Source organism: Streptomyces sp. NPDC050433, from assembly GCF_044458565.1.
Taxonomy (GTDB): Bacteria; Actinomycetota; Actinomycetes; order Streptomycetales; family Streptomycetaceae; genus Streptomyces.
The window spans coordinates 219,441-238,906 of the sequence record NZ_JBITIB010000004.1; the positions used below are offsets into that span (position 1 = coordinate 219,441).

The window sequence follows — 19,466 nt, forward strand, 5'->3', positions numbered from 1 at the left end:
GTCTGTGAACCGAGGAGAGTTGAATCGTTGGCCGAAAGGTGCCCGTGCATGCCGGATTCGGCCGTCTTCGCGGCCTTTCTGACGGGACCGGGTTCCGGTTGTGGTACGGCCGCGCCCGCTACCGCAGCCGTGCCGTCAGGCTGCGGCCGTGGACCTGGTGGGTGTTGACGTCGACGCGGGTGCCGCCGAGGACCTTGCGGACGCCGACCCCCTCGTCCGACGACACCGCGCGCAGCCAACGGCCCCGCACAGTGACCGAGACCGTGTCCCGCTCCATCGTCGGGTCGGACACCGCGATCGAGAGGGTGCCGTCGAGGGACGTCCGCAGGAGTACCGACGCGGCGCCGTCGATCGACAGGCGGTCGGCGTGGTGCGTGCCGCGGGTGAAGGTGTTGGCGGCGAGGAGGGACAGGCCGTGGTGTTCGACGGCCTGGACCCGCGTGGTGTTGGCGATCACCGACAGCGGACCGCGCCCGCGTCCGTACGCCTTCAACTGCCCCTCCGTGGCGTTCGGTACGAGCGCGTACGCCGTCGACAGGCGTCGCGCGCCCGCCGGTTGGTCGACCGAGAGCGAGAACACCCGCTTGGTGACAAGGGTGTCGGGGTTGGACGTGCGCACCACGCGGCGGCTCCTGGAGACCGTGTCGAGCCGGACCGTCGGGAGGCGGTGCCCGTCCAGGAACACGTACCCGACCGACACCCCCTGCCCGGCGTCCGCGTACCGCAGCCACGCCACCGGGCCCGGAGCCGTACCACTTCCCGACCAGGCCCCGCCGTCCCGCAGCCGCCCCGTGACCGTGACGGCGTCCGGCGCGGCGGCGATCCTGCTGTCGAGCGTGGTCGTCACCGCGCGGCCCGCCGGGTCGCCGACCCCGGCCGCCAGGACGACTATCTCGTGGTCGAACATGAACCACGACTTGGTGGCGGCGGCGTTGCGGTAGGCGACGAAGTCGTCGGGCAGCTCGCCGGCCTGCTTCGCGGCGTACGCCACGTCGTCGCCGAGCACGAGTCCGGCCGCGCCGTACGTGCCCAGACGGGCGCCCCCGGACAGGGAGTTGGTGCCGCGCGGGAAGTAGACGTACGTGTTCTGCGACTCGGAGGACGACGTGAAGCCGCGCTCCGGGTTGTCGTACCAGGCGGTGCCGTACAGCTCGGGGATCGTCCGGCGCGTCTCCACGGGCGCGGTGACACCGGCCAGCCGGTACGGCGACACGGTCGTGTAGTAGTCGACGCCGAAGGCGAGCGTCTGGTCCTGGCCCGCGAGATACAGATAGTGGGTGCCGTCGCCCTGGAACCACGGCATCAGATTCTCGCCGCTCATGTACTCGTACTTGCTGATCCGGTTCGAGCTGCGCGCCAGCGCGAACGCGTAACCGGGCCGCCGGTGCACGGTCTTGTCCATCGCGTTGAACGCGGTGTGGCTCTCGGCGGCCCCGAGGTCCCGCGCCGGCACGGACGTGTCGGCGAGGATGTCCGCGTAGCGCGCGACGCTCACCGGTGAGACGAAGACGACCGGGTCGAGCGCGGCCTTCGACGTCTGCCGTACGAACTTCACGTACCCCGCGAGGGCCGTGGCGTCCTCGCCCGTCGCGTGTCCCGAGAGGTCGACCACGGCCTCGACCACGACGGCGACATCCGTGTAGCCCGTCGCCGTCCGCGACACCCCGCGGCCCTTGACGACCTCCATCATCCAGCCCTCGAAGACGAGCGGGGCGAAGCCGTCGGCGACCCAGCCCTGCGCGACGGCCACCAGGTCGGCGGTGGCGGTGTCGAGGTAATCGGTGCCCTGGAGGATCTTGACGGTCTGTACGGCGCGGGTGAGCAGCACCTTGCCGTACGAGCCGGTGTAGGCGACCGAGTCGTGCTGGATGAAGGAGCCGTCGGCGTAGAAGCCGTCGGTGACCCCGTGCCGCGGGTGATACGGATCGACCGTCGCGTAGACGGTGAGCTGGTCGGCGACGGCCTTGGTCACGCGCGCGTCGTCGCCGGTGACGGCGCCCTGGAGGATGCGGTTGGTGGTGATGTCGGCGAGGTTGGCGCCGGTGTGGAAGCGCGAGTCGAGGTCGACGTCGCCGTCCTTGCCGTTGCGCAGGTACGCGTCCATCGAGGCGAGGTACGTGGCGGCCAGGTCCGGCTTGTACGCGGCCAGTTCGTCCTTCAGCAGGACGAGGGTCTTGCTGACGCTCGCGGAGATGCCGATCTCCCAGTGGAACCAGTTGCCGTAGTAGCCCTTCGACTGATCGCCGTAGTACGTGGTGTGGAGCAGCGCCAGGGCGTCGATGACGCGGCGCTGGACGCTCACGTTGTCCCGGAGGTCCGAGGCGGCGGGGCCGGGGGCGCGGGTGGCGAGGGCTATCTCGTACAGGTACTGGTACGACGTGCTGAGGTTCGCGTCGCTCGTGCCGAGCGCGACGCCCTTGAACAGCTCGCCGGGTCCGGCGCCGTCCAGGGCGGCGAGGCGGGTGCGCGCCGTCGACGTGAGGGCGGCGAGCTTGGCGGCGACCTCGGGGCGGGCGTTGGACTCGGCGGTGCCGGCGAAGATCGCGAGGGTGTTGGCGAGGAGCGCGGCGTGGTTGGGGACGGGGTCGGCGGCGCGAGCGGCTCCAGCAGCTGCGGGCGGCGCGGCGGCACGGGCGCGCAGTGGCGCGGCCAGGGCGAGCAGGGCGGACGCGGGCAACATCGTCAACAGGGTGCGGCGCGAGAGCTGCAAGGGACTGCTCCAATCACGGCCGGAAAGCGCTTGCCGCATCCAAACAACCGGGGTTGTACCTGTCAATGAATCGGCGACCGTCAGGGGCGGGACCCCTGCGGTGACCTTGTCCGGCCTTCGTCACCGCACCCCCCCTATACACAGCATGTATACGCCGTGTGTAGAGTGTGGGGTATGTCAATCGGTCACACCCTCCTCGGGCTCCTCGAATCAGGCCCCCAGCACGGCTACACCCTCAAACGCGCCTTCGACGACTCCTTCGGCCACGATCGCCCCCTGCACTACGGGCAGGTCTACTCGACCATGTCCCGGCTGCTGAAGAACGGGCTCGTCGAGGTCGACGGCATAGAGGCCGGGGGAGGACCCGAGCGGAAGCGGTACGCGATCACCGAGGCCGGCATCACCGATGTCGAGCGCTGGCTCGCGCAGCCGGAGAAGCCGGAGCCGTATCTCCAGTCGACCCTCTACACGAAGGTCGTCATCGCGCTGCTCACCGGCCGCAGCGCCGCCGATCTGCTCGACACCCAGCGGGCCGAGCATCTGCGGATGATGCGCACCCTGACCGAGCGCAAGCGGCACGGAGACCTTTCGGACCAGCTCATCTGCGACCACGCGCTGTTCCATCTGGAGGCCGATCTGCGCTGGCTGGAACTTGCGGCCGCCCGGCTGGACAAGCTCGCCGAAGAGGTACGCCGATGAGCGCCGCGCCTGCGGGCTCGCTGCTCGTCGCGCACGACCTGCGCAAGACGTACGGCTCCACCCACGCACTCGACGGCGCCTCGTTCTCGATCCACCCCGGTGAGTTCGTCGCCGTCATGGGCCCGTCGGGATCCGGCAAGTCGACGCTGCTGCACTGTCTCGCCGGCATCGTGCCCGCCGACTCCGGCACCATCACCTACCAGGGCCGCGATCTCACCGAACTGTCCGACGCCGCCCGCAGCACCCTGCGCCGTACGGACTTCGGCTTCGTCTTCCAGTTCGGCCAGCTCGTGCCCGAACTGACCTGCGTGGAGAACGTGGCGCTGCCGCTGCGGCTGAGCGGCACCCGCCGCAAGGAGGCCGAGCGGATCGCGCTGGAGTGGATGGAGCGCCTGGAGGTCACCGACGTACGGGCCCAGCGGCCCGGCGAGGTCTCCGGCGGTCAGGGGCAGCGCATCGCCGTCGCGCGTTCGCTCGTCACCTCGCCCCGCGTGCTGTTCGCCGACGAGCCGACGGGCGCGCTCGACTCGCTCAACGGCGAGCGCGTGATGGAGCTGCTGACCGACGCGGCGCGGTCGACGGGAACGGCCGTCGTCCTGGTCACGCACGAGGTGCGGGTCGCGGCGTACTCCGACCGCGAGGTCGTCGTACGGGACGGCAGGACACGCGACATGGACGCGTACGTGGCCGGCGCCGGTCACGGGAACAGCGGCGTGGGGCACGCGGCATGACGGTTCTCGACCGGGAGGCACCACCACGCTGCCCACCGCCCCCGCCCCCTCCCGCCGCCGCCCCCACCGGCGCCCGCGCCTGGGCGCGTGACCTCGCCCTCGGCCTGCGCTTCGCCGCGTCCGGCGGGCGCGAGGGCTGGACCCGTACGGCGCTGACCGCCCTCGGAGTCGGCCTCGGCGTCGCGCTGCTCCTCGCCGCCGCCTCCGTACCGCAGCTCCTCGACGTCCGCCAGAGCCGCACCGAGGCGCGCGACACCCCGAACGCCACCTCGCAGGCGGTCGGCAAGGGCATCACGGACACCACCTTCCTCTGGGCCGAGGCGAGCACCGAATACCGCGGCGACCCGGTGACCGGCCGGCTGCTGCGCCCCGAAGGGGCCGAAGCACCGCCGCCGCCGGGGGTCGCGGCGATCCCCGGCGCCGGCGAGATGGTCGTCTCGCCCGCCCTGCGCGATCTGCTCGCCTCGTCCGAAGGCGCGCTGCTCGCGGAGCGGCTGGACGACCGGATCGTCGGCACGATCGGGGACGCGGGTCTGGTCGACCCCGGCGAACTGCGCTTCTACGCGGGCAGTTCGACGCTGACCGTCGACGGCGTCGGCATCCGGTCGCCCGGTTACGGCCTCGACGAGTCCCCCGCACCGTTCGACCCGCTGCTCGTGGTGCTGGTCATCCTGATGTGCGTGGTGCTGCTGGTGCCGGTGGGCATCTTCATCGCCACCGCCGTCCGCTTCGGCGGCGACCGCAGGGACCGCAGACTGGCCGCCCTGCGCCTGGTGGGGGCCGACGCCAGGACGGTGCGGCGGATCGCGGCGGGGGAGGCCCTGGGCGGGACGGTGGCCGGGCTGGCCGTCGGTGCCGCGCTGTTCCTGATACTGCGTCAGGTCGTCGGCCACGTAAGGCTCTGGGGATACGGCGCCTTCCCCTCCGACCTGACCCCTGTGCCCGGACTGGCCCTGCTCATCGTGCTCGCGGTGCCGGCCGCGGCCGTCCTGGTCACCCAGGCCGCGCTGAGTTCGGTGGCCATCGAACCCCTCGGAGTCGTACGCGACACCGGACCGCGCCGACGAAGGCTCTGGTGGCGGCTGCTGCTGCCCGTACTCGGCGTCGGCATCCTCGCGACGACCGGGCGCGTGGACGCCATGTCGCAGTCGGTCGGGGCCGTTCCCATCGCCGTCGGCGCCTCGTGCGTGCTGATCGGACTGGCCGGGCTGCTGCCCTGGCTCGTCGAACTGGCCGTCTCACGGCTGCGCGGCGGACCGGTGCCCTGGCAACTGGCCACGCGCAGGCTCCAGTTGAGCAGCGGCACGGCGGCGCGGGCGGTGAGCGGCATCACCGTCGCCGTGGCGGGCGCCATCGCGCTCCAGATGATGTTCGGCGCGATGCAGAAGGACTTCCTCGAAATCACGGGGCAGGACACCGAGCGGGCCGACTTCTACGTCTCCGGCGACTACGGCGACTCCGCGCTCGCCGAGCGGATGATCCAGGACTTCCGTGACACCAAGGGCGTCTCGAAGGTCATCGGCACCGTCGAGACGTATGTGGCCGCCACCGGCGCCCCCACGGAGCACGGCTGGCAGCCGATCACCAGCCTCACGGTCGGGACCTGCGCGACGCTGAAGGAGATCGCCGAACTGCCCTCCTGCCGGGACGGGGACACCTTCGTGGGGCGCCTCGACGCCAGGGCCGCGAAGAAGGTCGGGTCGGCCGGGGTGAAGGAGCAGAACGACCGGCTGAAGGAGGCCGCCGTTCCCGGCAGGCCCGTCGACCTGACCGGCAACTACGAGGAAGGGGGCAAGCCCCTGCTGTGGACGCTGCCCGAGTCGGCTCGCACGGTGGTCACCTTCCCCGACCCGATGGGTGACGTCCACGACGGCATCCTCGTCACACCGGGCGCCCTCGGCTCGGTGAAACTGCCCGGAGCCACGGCCAGGGCCTCGATCAAGGTCGACCGTACGGTGCCGGACGCGGCCGAGTACGTACGCGGAACGGCGGCCGACATCGACCCGACGCTGCGGATCAACCCGCTCACGGACCAGGAGCGCGACAAGCAGTACGGGAGCGTCCAGAACGGTCTCCTGGTGGGCGGCACCCTCACGATGATGCTGATCGCGGCGAGCCTGCTGGTCTCCCAGATCGAGCAACTGCGGGAGCGCAAGCGCCTGTTGTCCGTCCTGGTGGCCTTCGGTACGCGGCGCAGGACGCTGGTCTGGTCGGTGCTGTGGCAGACGGCGGTGCCGGTGCTGCTGGGCACGGCTCTCGCGGTCGGGGGCGGGCTCGTCCTGGCCGGGTTCATGCTGGGGATCGTCGGGAAGCCGATCGGTGACTGGTGGGTGTTCGTCCCATACGCGGCGGTCGGCGCCTCGGTGATCCTGCTGGTGACGCTGGCGACCCTGCCCCCGCTGTGGCGGATGATGCGGCCGGAGGGGCTGCGTACGGAGTAGGGGGCGGGCCGGCGCCCGGCCCCACCGCCTCGGAACACCTGGGTCCGGGTCTGGTCGCCCTGGCGGCCTGACACGTAATCCGCTCGACGCCCCGACGGCCGGTTCGGCAGGCTTCCGTCATGGAACCTCCTATCTGGCCCCTGTACGCCCTGCGGATCACCACCCCGCGCCTTGAACTGCGGCTCCCGGACCTGGAGCGGCTGTCCGAACTGGCGACGGTCGCCGCCGCCGGGGTGCACGACGAGAACTGGATGCCGTTCGCCGTGGCATGGACCGACGCGACCCCCGAGGAACGCGCGCGGTCGACCTTCCAGCATCTGCTCGGCACCGTGGCGGGCTGGACCCCGCGGACATGGTTGCTGAGCCTGGCGGTCAGCTGCGAGGGAAAGGTGGTCGGCCGCCAGGACCTGGGCGCGACGGACTTCGCGGTGACCGGTGAGGCGCACACCGGCTCGTGGCTGGGGCGGGCGTACCAGGGGCGCGGTATCGGTACGGAGATGCGGGCGGCCGTGCTGCATCTGGCGTTCGCGGGGCTGGGGGCGCGGTACATGACGTCGTCGGCCATGACCGACAACGCGCCGTCGCTGCGGGTGTCGGAGAAGCTCGGCTACCGGCCGGACGGGCTGATGGTGTCGTCGGTACGGGGCGAGGCACGCACCCAGCGGGGGCTGCGCCTGGACCGCGCGGGGTGGGAGGCGCACCGTACGGTCCCGGTCGAAGTGCACGGACTGGAGCGGTCGTTGGCACTCTTCGGGCTGTAGAGCCACCAGAGTGTGGCCGGGGGTACGAGGCCCCGGCCACACACGTCGTGCCTCGCCGATCAGCCCGTCGTCGGCAGCCCCGCGCGGATCTCCCGCGCCGCCGCGACCAGGTTCTCCAGTGACGTACGGACCTCCGGCCAGCCGCGCGTCTTCAGGCCGCAGTCCGGGTTCACCCACAGCCGCTCGGCCGGGATCGCCTCAAGTCCCTTGCGCAGCAGCACCGTTGCCTCGGCCGTGCTCGGGACGCGCGGGGAGTGGATGTCGTACACGCCGGGTCCCGCCTCGCGCGGATAGCCGTGCGCGGCGAGTTCGTCCGCGACCCGCATGTGGGAGCGGGCGGCCTCGAGGCTGATGACGTCCGCGTCGAGGTCGTCGATGGCCTGGACGATGTCGCCGAACTCCGCGTAGCACATGTGCGTATGGATCTGCGTGTCCGGACGGACACCTCCGGTCGTGAGGCGGAACGCCTCGGTCGCCCACGCCAGATACGCGGCCCGCCCCTCCGCGCGCAGCGGCAGCGTCTCGCGCAGTGCGGGCTCGTCGACCTGGATCACCGAAGTGCCCGCCGCCTCAAGGTCGTTCACCTCGTCGCGCAGCGCGAGCGCGACCTGCCGCGCGGTGTCGCCGAGCGGCTGGTCGTCCCGGACGAAGGACCACGCGAGCATCGTGACCGGCCCGGTGAGCATGCCCTTGACCGGCCGGTCCGTGAGCGACTGCGCGTACGACGTCCAGCGCACCGTCATCGGCTCAGGCCGCGAGATGTCACCCGCGAGGACCGGCGGGCGTACGTAACGGGTGCCGTACGACTGCACCCAGCCGTACCGGGTGGCGACGTAGCCGGTCAGCTGCTCGGCGAAGTACTGGACCATGTCGTTGCGTTCGGGCTCGCCGTGCACCAGGACATCGAGCCCGGCCTTCTCCTGGAAGGAGAGGACGTCGCGGATCTCCTTCCTGATCCGCTCCTCGTATCCGGCGGTGTCGAGCCGCCCCTTGCGCAAGTCGGCCCGCGCGGCGCGCAGTTCGGCGGTCTGCGGGAAGGAACCGATGGTGGTCGTGGGCAGCGGCGGCAGCCCCAGGTGCGCCCGCTGGGCGGCGGTGCGCACCTCGTACGGCTGCGAACGGCGCGCGTCCGCGCCGGTGACCGCCGCCGCGCGGGCGCGCACGGCCGGGTCGCGGGTGAGCGCCGAGCCCGCGCGGGAGGCGAGAGCGGCGCGGTTGGCGGCGAGTTCGGCGGTGATCGCGCCGGTTCCCTCGGCCAGGGCGCGGGCCAGCGTCGCCACCTCGGTGCTCTTCTGGCGGGCGAACGCCAGCCAGCTCGCGATCTCCGGGTCGATGTCCCGCTCGGCGGTCGCGTCGAGCGGGACGTGCAGCAGGGAGCAGGACGGTGCGACGTCGACGCGGTCGGCGAGGCCGAGGAGCGTGCCCAGGGTCGCGAGGGACTTCTCGAAGTCGTTGATCCAGATGTTGCGTCCGTCGACCACGCCCGCGACCAGCCGCCTGCCGGGCAGCCCGCCGACGGCCGCGAGGCCTTCGAGGTTGGCGGAGGCCGGGCCGGTGAAGTCGAGCGCGAGCCCTTCGACGGGTGCCTTGGCGAGCATCGGCAGCGCGTCGCCGAGCCGGTCGAAGTACGAGGCGACCAGCAGCTTCGGCCGGTCGGTCGCGCCGCCGCCCAGGTCGCGGTAGGCGCGGGCGGCGGCGTTCAGTTCGGCCGGGGTGCGGTCCTGGACGAGCGCGGGCTCGTCCAGCTGCACCCACTCGGCGCCGGCCGCACGCAGATCGGCCAGGACCTCCGCGTACACGGGAAGGAGCCGGTCGAGCAGCGTCAGCGGCTCGAAGCCGTCGGCCACGCCGGGGGCGGGCTTGGCCAGCAGGAGGTACGTGACGGGGCCGAGGAGCACGGGGCGCGCGGTGAGGCCGAGCGCGAGGGCTTCCGTCAGTTCGGCGACCTGCTTGGCGGAGTCGGCGGAGAAGACGGTGTCCGGGCCGAGTTCGGGCACGAGGTAGTGGTAGTTGGTGTCGAACCACTTCGTCATCTCCAACGGCGCCACGTCCTGCGTGCCCCGTGCCATCGCGAAGTACCCGTCCAGCGCGTCGGCGTCGACCGCCGCGCGGTGCCGCTGCGGGATCGCGCCGACCATCACGCTGGTGTCCAGGACGTGGTCGTAGTACGAGAAGTCGCCCGTCGGGACCTCGTGGACGCCGTCGGCGGCCAGCTGTTCCCAGTTGGCGCGGCGCAGGCCGACGGCGGTGTCGCGCAGGGTGTCGGGGCCGACTGTGTCTTTCCAGTAGCCCTCGACGGCCTTCTTCAGTTCGCGATGCGCGCCCTGCCGGGGGTAGCCGTACACGGTGGCGCGTGCTGCCGCGGCTGCGGACTTGTCTGTCACGGAACTCTCCTTCGCGAGTCGTCTCCTGCGATCCCTGGTGACTGGTTACCGGGGACGGATCGGAGACACGAAGGGGTACAGAACCGGGCGGGCGAGCGCCCGACCGATATGCACGCCGACCCGCCCACGAGGTCACCGGGATCTCCGTACGCGATCGGCCGCGCACGGGCAGCGGGCAGGTCTTCGGACTCGTGGGCCAGTCCCGTATCGCGTACGTCGCGTACGTCGCGCACGTCGCATACGGGGCACCTACTGGCCGTCGCTTCCCAGGCCCGCACGGGCCCAGTGCTGATGACGGCGGTCGTTCCCACTCACCGCTGCGGGGCAGTCCCGGATTCCCACCGGGTTCCCTCTTACGACGCTCCCGCCCCATCGGACGGAAACGAACCAGCTGCACAACCAGCCTAGCGGGTGTACATCCGCTCCCTCGAAGCCTCACCAAACATTCATGACCGGGTTAATCCACCAGCTTCCGGGTCGAGTTCGTACAACGGGGCAGTCCGATACCTCCTTGACATGCCTATTGGTCTAAGCCAACATCCGATTGGCCTGTACCAAATTTGTGTTCACTCGGAGGACCCCGCATGGAGCCGAGCAGCAGCCGTCACCAGCAACTGACGCGTCTCGCGGAGACCGTGCTCCAGCCCGGATTCGTGGGTACGACCCTGCCCGACTGGGTCCGCCGCAGAATCGCGGGCGGCCTCACCTCCGTCGTCCTGTTCGGCCGGAACATCGTCGACCCCGAGCAGGTCGCGCGCCTCACCGCCGAGCTACGCGCGGAGAACCGCGACCTCATCATCGCCATCGACGAGGAGGCCGGTGACGTCACCCGGCTCGAAGCCTGGAGCGGCGCCTCCCGGCCGGGCAATCTCGCGCTCGGTGCCGTGGACGACGTGGACCTGACCGAGTCCGTCGCCCGCGACATCGGGCGCGAGCTCCACGCCGCCGGCATCTCCCTCAACTACGCGCCCAGCGCCGACGTGAACTCCAACCCCCTCAACCCGGTCATCGGTGCCCGCTCCTTCGGCGCCCGTACGGACGTCGTCTCCCGGCACACCGCGGCCTGGGTCCGCGGGCTCCAGTCGGCCGGCGTCGCCGCCTGCGCCAAGCACTTCCCGGGCCACGGGGACACCTCGGTCGACTCCCACCACGGCCTGCCGCAGGTCTCGGGGAGCGCCGAGGAGATCGCCGCCGTCGCGCTGCCGCCGTTCGTCGCCGCGATGGAGGCGGGCGTACGGGTGGTGATGACCGCGCACCTGCTCGCGCCCGCGTACGACCCCGAGCTGCCGGCCACCCTCAGTCCCCGCATCCTCGTGGACCTGCTCCGCGACGAGCTGGGTTTTGACGGTCTGGTGGTGACGGACGGTATCGAGATGAGCGCGGTCACCGCCCGCTACGGCATCGACGGGGCCACCGTACGGGCGGTCACCGGCGGGGCCGACGCGGTGTGCGTCGGCGGGGAGCACGCCGGTGAAGCCACCTTCGACCAGCTCACGGACGCCCTCGTCCAGGCCGTGGTCGACGGCACGCTGCCCGAGGCGCGGATCAGCGAAGCCGCCGCGCGGGTCGCGGAGTTCGCCGCCTGGTCGGGCAGCCGCACGCGCGCCGTGACCACCGACGACACCGCGTCCGACATCGGCCTCGTCGCCGCCAGGCGCGCGCTGCGGGTCCTGACCGAGCAGAGCCGCGAGTCGGTGCTGCCGCTCGTCGGCGCGCCCCATGTGGTGGAGCTGTCGCCGACGATGAATCTGGCCGTCGACGGGCAGACCCCGTGGGGTGTGGCGGCTCCGCTGAGCGATCTGCTGCCGGGCACGACATCCGTACGGCTGACGGAGGCCGACCTGACGGAGTCGGGCGACCTGCTGGACCGCAAGGGGCTCGACCCGGCGGCGGAACGCTCACTCGTGGTCGTGGTGCGCGACGCGGCGCGGCACGGCTGGATGTCGGCGGCGATGACGCGGCTGCTGGGGAGCCGGCCCGACGCGGTGGTCGTGGAGATGGGCGTACCGAACGGCTCTGCGCCAGGCGCCGTCCACCTGGTCACCCACGGCGCGACCCGCGTCTCGGGCCTGGCGGCGGCGGAGTTCCTGACGGGGCGCCGCTGACGCCGACGGCGTGGGGCGGGCGTTGGAGACCGCAGGGTTGCGGCCGGTCCCCAACGCCCTTGCTTGCCCTTGCTGCGAAGGCGAGTTGCTACCGGCTTACGGTCCTACTCGTCCGCGTCCGTTACGACGTTGTCGTACGGCTGCGTGATCACTTCCAGGTAGTGACCCGCCGGATCGATGAAATACACGCCACGCCCGCCGTAGTTGTGATTGATCTCGCCGGGAAGCCTGCCGTGCGGATCACCGAAGAAATCAACTCCGGTCTCCTTGATCCGCCCGAAGATTCCGTCGAAATCCTCCTCGGGCACCAGGAAGGCGTAATGCTGCGGAGTGATGGACTCCTGACCGACAGTCGCGAAGTCGAGAGTGACGCCGTTGCCGGTGTCGACCGGAATGAAGGGGCCCCATTCGGTGCCGATCTCCAGATCCAGGATGTGCGCCAGAAATTCGGCGGAAGCCCGGTTGTCACGGGCGTGAACGATCGTGTGATTCAACTCTACTGACACGGTGGAATGCCTCCAGAGGCATCTCACGGGAACCTCCACGCCTCACCCAGCCGGTGACCAACGCGCGATGCCCATCGGGGATCGTAAAGGCTCGGAGGGATTACGCCAACCGGTCAACACCGGCGTCATGCCTGATGGCGGGGGCAGGCGCGGGCGTCTGGGCGCCAACTGGACGGCGAAGGGCGGCGTTTGCCGCACGGCGGCGGTCCCGGCTGTGCCGCCGGACTGGCGTCGTCGGCGCCGACTGCCGTACGCAGCGCCCCCGGCCACTGGCTGTGGCGCCCGTCGCTGATCCTCCGTCGGCAGGTGCGGGCTTTTGGACCTCAACTGGACAGCGAAGGAAGGAGCTTGCCGCACGGCGGCGGGTCCGCAGCGTCGCCTCCCGTACAACAGCGTCCCCGACGACCGGCGGTAGCTGCGGACATACGTCCGGCCCCCACACGGCTGATCCGTCGCGTGATGGCGTGCTCCAAGGAGTCTTCCGGCCGCAACGCGGCGGGCGGGCAGGGAAGGCGTCCCCTCCGCCTTGCGACGCACCGCACCAGACCGCCCCCGCCCGCGCCAGGCGTCGGCTTCCCGCCCCTCCATGCCCTCACTTGGCGTCCGAGTACCGCTCCACCGTCGCCGTCGTGAAAGGAAACCGCACCGGTGTCTCGCCGAAGGCGATCCGGCCCGCCAGCTCACCCGCCTCGCGGATCGCCACCGCCACCTCCGCCGCCTCGTCCTGCGGGCAGTGCACGATCACCTCGTCGTGCTGGAAGAAGACCAGCTCCGCCCGCATCCCCGCCGTCGCGCTCCGCAGCGCCGCCAGCATCAGCAGCGCCCAGTCCGCCGCGCTGCCCTGCACCACGAAATTCCGTGTGAAGCGCCCCCGCGCGCGGGCGTTCGTCGACGCGTACCCCGGCACGAACTCGCCCCCGCCGGACGGCACTTCACCGGATGCCGGGTCACCGGCCTCCTGTGGGATGCCCGCCTCGTCGCCGTCCTCCGCTCCCGCCACCGGGGGACTCGTCCGGCCCAGCCACGTCCGTACGAGCCGGCCCTCCTCACCCGCCCGAGCCGCGTCGTCCACGTACTCGACGGCCCGCGGGAACCGTCTTCGCAGGGCGGCCAGATTCTTCAGGCCGTCGCCCGACGTCTGGCCGTAGATCGCTCCCAGCAGGGCGAGCTTCGCCTGCCCCCGGTCGCCGGAGAACGCGCGGTCCGACAGCACCTTGTACAGATCCTCGTCGTGCCCGGCGACCTCCATCAGCCCCCGGTCGCGGGAGATCGCGGCCAGCACACGCGGTTCCATCTGGTCGGCGTCGGCGACCACCAGCCGCCAGCCCTCGTCGGCGACGACCGCTCCCCGTATGACGCGCGGGATCTGGAGCGCGCCACCCCCGTTGGTCGTCCACCGGCCGGAGACCGTGCCGCCCGGCAGATACTCCGGCCGGAACCGGCCGTCCCGCACCCAGTCCTGGAGCCAGCTCCAGCCGTGCGCCGTCCAGATGCGGTACAGCTTCTTGTACTCGATCAGCGGAGCCACCGCCGGATGGTCGATCTCCTCCAGCTCCCACCGCCGCGTCGATCTCACCTTGATCCCCGCCCGCGTGAACGCCTTCACCACGTCCGCCGGCAGATCGGGCCGCACGCGCCGCCCGAACGCCTCCGAGACCAGCTCGGCCAGCTCGGCCAGCCGCCGCGGCTCGCCCCCGCCCGCGTACCGCTCGCCCAGCAACTCGTCCAGCAGGGCACGGTGCACATCCGCCCGCCACGGCACACCCGCCGCGTGCATCTCGGCGGCCACCAGCATCCCCGCCGACTCCGACGCCGTCAGCAGCCGCATCCGGCCGGGCCGCTCCGCCGCGTCATGCCGGCGCTGCTGTTCCTCGTACACCTCCAGCAGTCCGTCGAACGGCACCTCCGCACCTGCCTGCGGCTCGAAGAGCGAGGACTGCGAACCCGGCTCGGCGGCCCGCTGCGGCGGATCCGGCGGTACGGGCCCCCGCCGCAGCCGCGCCCAGGCGGCGGCGGCCGACCGGGGCTCCCCGAGCCGCCCCTCATGGCCGAGCAGCAGCAGCTCCGCCGCCTCGATGTCGTAACACCGCTCCACCCGGACCCCGGCGGCCAGCAGCCGGGGCGCCACCTCGGCGGTGGACCGCCACACCCACCGCGTCACCTCGGGCAGCCGCGCCCTGACCGCCTCGACGAGATCGGGCTCGCGCAGCACGGGCCCGGCTGGGCGCGCGTCCGCGCCCAGCGGCGCGAGCCACGCGCCGCCGCCCTCCGCCGGGGCCAGAGCCCACCGTCCGATCACGAATCCGAGTCTTCCAGCCGGGTCTGACAACGGACCGCCGCCGAACTGACCCGGCTGGAACATCTCAGAACATTTCAAGAGGCGGACGGGACTGCGCCCAGCGAACATCGAAGTGACGCACACACGAACCGACTCATACGGATCACATCGAAATCGCTCTACGGAGGCTGACATGCAGGCGATCGTTTTCGAGGAGTTCGGCGGTCCTGAGGTGCTTCACATCAAGGACATCGAGCAGCCGGAGCCAGGGCCCGGCCAGATCCGCGCGTCCGTCCGGGCGGCGGGGGTCAACCCGGCCGATGTGAAGATCCGTAAGGGCTGGATGGCGGAGATCATGCCGACCGTGTTCCCCGCCGTCCCCGGTGCCGAGTTCTCCGGGGTCGTGGACGCTGTCGGCGACGGCGTCATCGGACTCTCCGTAGGAGACGAGGTCCTCGGCTGGTCCATCGGAGGCGCCTACGCGCAGTACGCGCTGGCCACCCTCGTCGTGCCCAAACCCGCCGGACTGAGCTGGGACGTGGCGGCGGCGCTGCCGGTCGCCGGCGAGACGGCCCGGCGGGTGCTGGACGACCTGGCCGTCAAGGAGGGCGAGACCCTGCTGGTGCACGGCGCGGCCGGATCCGTCGGATCGATGGCGGTCCAGCTCGCCGCGGCACGGGGTGCGACGGTCATCGGCACCGCCTCCCCGGCCAACCACGACTACGTGCGGCTGCTCGGCGCCACCCCCGTGACGTACGGCGAGGGCCTGGTCGAGCGGGTCCGCGCCGCCGCGCCCCAGGGCGTGGACGCGGTCTTCGACACGGCGGGCAAGGGCGCGCTGCCGGACTCGATCACTCTGCGCGGTGGCACGACGGACCGGATCATCACGATCGCCGACCCGACGGCCGCCGAGCACGGCGTGCCGTTCTCCTCGGGCGGTTCGACTCCCGAGGAGAGCCGCGCGGGCCTCGCCGAGCAGGCCAGGCTGGCGGCTGACGACACGCTGCGCGTCCTGGTGGCCCGGACGTATCCCCTGGCCGAGGCGGCCCAGGCCCAGTCGGCGAGCGAGTCGGGCCATACGCGCGGCAAGCTGATCATCAAGCCCTGAGCTGACGCGTCGCCCCCTGGGCGGGAGCCGGGATGCCGGGATGCCGGGCAGCCGGGACGCCGGGACGCCGGGCAGCCGGGGCGCCGGGCGGCGCCCGCCCGTCCGCCCTACCCCAGCTCGCGTATCACCCGTGCCGGGTTGCCGACCGCCAGGACCCCGGCCGGCAGATCCTTCGTGACCACGGATCCCGCGCCGACCACCGTGTTCGCGCCGATCGTCACGCCGGGACAGACGATCACGCCACCGCCGAGCCAGACGTTGTCGCCGATGGTCACGGGCGACGCCCGCTCCCAGCCCGCCCGGCGGCGCTCGGTGTCGAGTTCGTGGGTCGGTGTGAGCAGTTGGACGTTCGGCCCGATCTGGACGTCGGAGCCGACGGTGATCGGCGCGGTGTCGAGGAAGACCGCGCCGAAGTTGATGAACGTCCGGGCGCCGATGCTGATGTAGGTCCCGAAGTCGCAGTTGAACGGGGGCCGGATCCGTACGCCCTCACCCATCGACCCCAGCAGTTCGCCCAGGATCCGCTCGCGTCCCTCCGCGTCGGGGAGCGCGCCCCCGCCCGTCCCGTTGTACGCGGAGCAGAGGTCGGCCCGCCGCCGGGACTCCGCCTCCAGCTCCTCGTCGTCCGGCAGATACCAGTCGCCGGCCAGCATCAGCTTCTTGTTCTCGCCCATGTGCGCCCCTGCCCTCTCGTCGTGAGTTCCACCACGGTAGGGCGGTGCGCCGGATCGCGTGAAGGAACCCCCTCAGCCTGTGGACAGACGGGCAGCCACGCAGGTCGTGCAGTAGTTCGATATGCACAGCCTGTGGATAACTCGTCTTCTGCGACCATGGACGACGGCCTGTCGTCGCGACGTCCGGAGCGGGGCGAACAAGGGCAGGGGGAGACGGTTCCATGTCAGGTACGCGAGGCGAGTCGGACGCGGTCGGCGGCACGGTCGACCGCGCCTTCACCGCCGCGCTCTACGCCGACCCGCAGACCGACGGCGGCAGGGGCCTGGACACCGGCGCCTCTCTGCTCGCCGCCGATCCGGCGGCCGACACCGAGCTGCGCCTGCGGGGCGAGGGGTTCCTGCGTCGCGCGTGGGAACGGGGCTGGCGGCCCGCCGATGTCGTACGGCTGGTACGCCGTGACCTCGACGAGCCGCACACGCGTCTCGTCGCCGAGCTGATCGCGGCGGAGGCAGTCCGGTACGAACGGCTGACCCCGCGCTGGGACGCCCAGCTCACGGAGATCGCCGCCGACCTCGAAGCCGACCGCAGGGCCGGGACCCCGCCCCGGTCCGCCGACCGCTTCTCGTACGCGACCACCGCACTGGAGCTGTACCGGCTGCTCGTCAGGCTCCCGGCGATCGAGTCCGTGGGGCCGGTGCCCGGCACGCCCGTCCATCTCCCGGCGACCGACGGCGAGCCGCGCATGCTCACCCGCATCCGCGCCCTGCTGGCCAAGGCCGAGGGCACGGACTACCCGGAGGAGGCCGAGGCGCTGAGCGCCAAGGCGCAGGAGCTGATGGCCCGGCACAGCATCGACGAGGCCCTGCTCGCCGACCGCACGCAGAGCGGCGACGTACCGGCCGCGTGCCGGATCGGGGTGGACGCACCGTACGAGACGGCGAAGGCGATCCTGCTCGACGCCGTCGCGTCCGCCAACCGCTGCCGGTCGGTGTGGAGCAGTACGTTCGGCTTCTCCACCGTGGTCGGTTTTGAGCCGGATTTGGAGGTGGTCGAGCTGCTGCACACGTCGCTGCTCGTGCAGGGGACTGCGGCGATGACGCGTGCGGAGGCCGCTCAGCGGGCGTCGGGCCGTCGACGGACGAAGACTTTCCGGCAGTCGTTCCTCATGGCGTACGCCCACCGGATCGGCGAACGGCTCGCGGCGGCCACCGAGCAGGTCACCACCGAGCAGGTCACCACTGAGCATGCCGCCACCGACCGGCTCACCGCCGGACAGCTCACGGCCGACCGGGGAGGGCGCCTGCTGCCCGTCCTGGCGGCACGGGACGTGGCGGTCGCCGACCGCGCGGAGCGGATGTTCCCCGAAACGGTACGCACGAGAGTGCGCGGCGTGACCGACGGTGAAGGATGGGCGCACGGCACGGCGGCGGCCGACCGGGCCCGCGTCACCTCCTCATAATGAGGACGCCGAGTTCCCGTAACCCGACGCCCTCAAGAGGGGAAAGCGGTCTCCGTCACGGCACCTGAATGTCGGTCGGCAACCCCTCGGGGAGTTTGCCCGGCTCCGTTTTGGCGAGGCTGTCCTTCGTGCCGCCTTCCCACGAAAGCACCAGAGTCTTCCCGTCGTTGGAGTCGATCGACCCCATCGTGCGGTCGGTGTTACCGTCGGCGCACTTGAGCGACAGCATCGGCTCGCCGCCCATCTCCTCGACATCGCCCTGGCAGATGTGCTCGTCGGCGATGAGTGCGGCCTTGCCCTCCTTGACGGACAGCGCGATGGCCTTGCCCTCCGTCGTCCCGGCCCAGGTGCCTTCCAGGCTGTCGGCGGTGGAGTCGGCGTCCGGGGTGGATTCGCCGGCGCCCCCGTCCGGCGCCGTCGGGGTCGGCGTGCCGGACCCCTTGTCCTTACCGGAGTCGTCACCGCTGTCACCGCCGCCACAGCCGGTGAGAGTGAGCGCGACGACGAGTCCGGCCGTGGCGACGCCGGTCCGTAGAAGCTTGTGCATGTAGCTGTCCCCCTTCAGTTCCAAGACCGCGCCAAGCTACCAGGACGGCCGCCTCACAACTGTGGCAGCGAGTTCCGGACGACCCTTGAAACCCCGGCACCGAAAGGGCTTTCCGTACGTCTCAATGAATGAGTCATACGTTCGCAAGCCTGTAGTCAAGGGAACACCCCCCGTGCACGTGCATCTGCTCATGCATTGGCATGTGAACACAGCTATGATCCGAGCTAGTTGACACCTGCACCTTGCAACTCGGGGAGCGTCCTGTGCACCACGCGTACAACGGCATGGCGGCCACCGAGCTTCACGGAGTCGTCTGGCAGAAGAGCAGGCACAGCAATTCGCAGGGCTCCTGCGTCGAGTTCGCCAAACTGCCCGGCGGGGGTGTGGCGGTACGGAATTCACGCCACCCCGAAGGCCCCGCCCTCGTGTACACACGGGCCGAGATCGTGGCCATGCTGGCGGGTGTGAAGGACGGGGAATTCGATCATCTGACGGCCTGAGACCGGCCCTCGGATTGAGTCCGCCGGCCGCCCGTCGTCATTCCGCCCGCAGCCGGAACAGCGCCCAGACCACCTTGCCGTGCAGCGAGCCGGCCAGCGGATGCCAGCCCCACGTATCGCTGAACGAGTCCACCAGGAACAGCCCTCTGCCGGACTCCGCGGCGAAATCCTCGTCCGACTCGCGCGCCGCGGGACCCGCGCAACTGGGATCGCGCACCGCGCACACCAGCCGGGTCGTCCAGCGCATCAGATGCAGTCGTACCGGCGGTTCCTGCGGCTCGCGCGGTGTGTCCGAAGGGAGGGCGTGGCGTAGCGCGTTGGTGACGAGTTCGGAGACGACCAGCGCGACGTCGTCGAAACGGTCGTCAAGTTCCCACTGGCGCAGTGTCGTCCGGGTGAACTGCCGCGCGCCGCGTACCGCTTCGTAGCGGGCGGGCAGAGCGCACGACGCCGAGCTGGAGACGGCTGAGGGATCGATCGGCGGAAGCCCCTGCCTTAACGGCTCGAGCACGGTCGATCCATTCGTCCCCATGCGAGGCACTCCCCGGGATTCGCGGCCGTA

The 19,466-nt window shown here is 71.3% G+C and carries 15 protein-coding genes and 1 riboswitch; of the genes, 8 read left to right on the forward strand and 7 right to left on the reverse strand.

What is annotated here, in order from left to right; all coding sequences use genetic code 11:
• Nucleotides 1-118: 118 nt before the first annotated feature.
• A complete protein-coding gene (locus ACIBLA_RS07485; protein ID WP_363241860.1) occupies nucleotides 119-2,710 on the reverse strand; it encodes a polysaccharide lyase family 8 super-sandwich domain-containing protein in 2,592 nt (863 codons plus the stop codon).
• A gap of 174 nt (nucleotides 2,711-2,884) precedes the next feature.
• Here ACIBLA_RS07485 and ACIBLA_RS07490 point away from each other — a divergent pair, with 174 nt between their 5' ends.
• From ACIBLA_RS07490 to ACIBLA_RS07505, 4 genes are all read left to right on the forward strand, one after another.
• Nucleotides 2,885-3,409, forward strand: a complete 525-nt coding sequence (locus tag ACIBLA_RS07490) for a PadR family transcriptional regulator (protein ID WP_363241861.1) — start codon at nucleotides 2,885-2,887, stop codon at nucleotides 3,407-3,409.
• Entirely contained in the window at nucleotides 3,406-4,140 is a 735-nt protein-coding gene (locus ACIBLA_RS07495) for an ABC transporter ATP-binding protein (RefSeq protein WP_363241862.1), read from the forward strand. Before ACIBLA_RS07490 ends, ACIBLA_RS07495 begins: the two co-directional genes overlap by 4 nt.
• Complete coding sequence (locus ACIBLA_RS07500; RefSeq protein ID WP_399198050.1) at nucleotides 4,137-6,581, forward strand: FtsX-like permease family protein; 2,445 nt, start codon at nucleotides 4,137-4,139, stop codon at nucleotides 6,579-6,581. The genes ACIBLA_RS07495 and ACIBLA_RS07500 overlap by 4 nt, the downstream gene beginning before the upstream one ends.
• Nucleotides 6,582-6,700: 119 nt before the next feature.
• Nucleotides 6,701-7,342, forward strand: a complete 642-nt coding sequence (locus ACIBLA_RS07505; protein WP_363241864.1) for a GNAT family protein — start codon at nucleotides 6,701-6,703, stop codon at nucleotides 7,340-7,342.
• A gap of 59 nt (nucleotides 7,343-7,401) precedes the next feature.
• Here ACIBLA_RS07505 and metE read toward each other — a convergent pair whose 3' ends face one another.
• Nucleotides 7,402-9,726: a 5-methyltetrahydropteroyltriglutamate--homocysteine S-methyltransferase gene (metE, locus tag ACIBLA_RS07510; RefSeq protein WP_363241865.1), complete on the reverse strand. Its 2,325-nt coding sequence runs from the start codon at nucleotides 9,724-9,726 to the stop codon at nucleotides 7,402-7,404.
• 156 nt (nucleotides 9,727-9,882) lie between these two features.
• Nucleotides 9,883-10,133: riboswitch (cobalamin riboswitch) on the reverse strand.
• A gap of 177 nt (nucleotides 10,134-10,310) precedes the next feature.
• Here metE and ACIBLA_RS07515 point away from each other — a divergent pair.
• The gene (locus ACIBLA_RS07515; protein ID WP_363241866.1) at nucleotides 10,311-11,831 is read left to right on the forward strand and encodes a glycoside hydrolase family 3 protein; all 1,521 of its coding nucleotides are present in this window, start codon (nucleotides 10,311-10,313) and stop codon (nucleotides 11,829-11,831) included.
• Nucleotides 11,832-11,935: 104 nt separating this feature from the next.
• On the opposite strand, the gene ACIBLA_RS07520 is transcribed toward ACIBLA_RS07515, so the two are convergent.
• Nucleotides 11,936-12,337 (reverse strand): VOC family protein, encoded by a 402-nt coding sequence (locus ACIBLA_RS07520; RefSeq protein WP_363241867.1) that lies wholly within the window; start codon nucleotides 12,335-12,337, stop codon nucleotides 11,936-11,938.
• Nucleotides 12,338-12,929: 592 nt separating this feature from the next.
• A complete protein-coding gene (locus tag ACIBLA_RS07525; protein WP_363241868.1) occupies nucleotides 12,930-14,636 on the reverse strand; it encodes a bifunctional 3'-5' exonuclease/DNA polymerase in 1,707 nt (568 codons plus the stop codon).
• 172 nt (nucleotides 14,637-14,808) lie between these two features.
• Here ACIBLA_RS07525 and ACIBLA_RS07530 point away from each other — a divergent pair, with 172 nt between their 5' ends.
• Nucleotides 14,809-15,723 carry an NADP-dependent oxidoreductase gene (locus tag ACIBLA_RS07530; protein WP_363241869.1) on the forward strand — a complete coding sequence of 305 codons (915 nt, stop codon included), beginning with the start codon at nucleotides 14,809-14,811 and terminating at the stop codon, nucleotides 15,721-15,723.
• 107 nt (nucleotides 15,724-15,830) lie between these two features.
• Here the strand turns inward: ACIBLA_RS07530 and ACIBLA_RS07535 are convergent, their stop codons facing one another.
• Nucleotides 15,831-16,397 (reverse strand): sugar O-acetyltransferase, encoded by a 567-nt coding sequence (locus ACIBLA_RS07535; RefSeq protein WP_363241870.1) that lies wholly within the window; start codon nucleotides 16,395-16,397, stop codon nucleotides 15,831-15,833.
• A 221-nt stretch (nucleotides 16,398-16,618) separates the two neighbouring features.
• On the opposite strand from ACIBLA_RS07535, the gene ACIBLA_RS07540 reads away from it, so the two are divergent.
• Nucleotides 16,619-17,857: a DUF2786 domain-containing protein gene (locus ACIBLA_RS07540; protein ID WP_363241871.1), complete on the forward strand. Its 1,239-nt coding sequence runs from the start codon at nucleotides 16,619-16,621 to the stop codon at nucleotides 17,855-17,857.
• Between the two features lie 55 nt (nucleotides 17,858-17,912).
• Here the strand turns inward: ACIBLA_RS07540 and ACIBLA_RS07545 are convergent, their stop codons facing one another.
• Entirely contained in the window at nucleotides 17,913-18,404 is a 492-nt protein-coding gene (locus ACIBLA_RS07545) for a hypothetical protein (protein WP_363241872.1), read from the reverse strand.
• A 263-nt stretch (nucleotides 18,405-18,667) separates the two neighbouring features.
• On the opposite strand from ACIBLA_RS07545, the gene ACIBLA_RS07550 reads away from it, so the two are divergent.
• Nucleotides 18,668-18,904: a DUF397 domain-containing protein gene (locus tag ACIBLA_RS07550; RefSeq protein WP_031230206.1), complete on the forward strand. Its 237-nt coding sequence runs from the start codon at nucleotides 18,668-18,670 to the stop codon at nucleotides 18,902-18,904.
• A gap of 37 nt (nucleotides 18,905-18,941) precedes the next feature.
• Here ACIBLA_RS07550 and ACIBLA_RS07555 read toward each other — a convergent pair whose 3' ends face one another.
• Complete coding sequence (locus ACIBLA_RS07555; protein ID WP_363241873.1) at nucleotides 18,942-19,436, reverse strand: ATP-binding protein; 495 nt, start codon at nucleotides 19,434-19,436, stop codon at nucleotides 18,942-18,944.
• Nucleotides 19,437-19,466 lie beyond the last annotated feature (30 nt).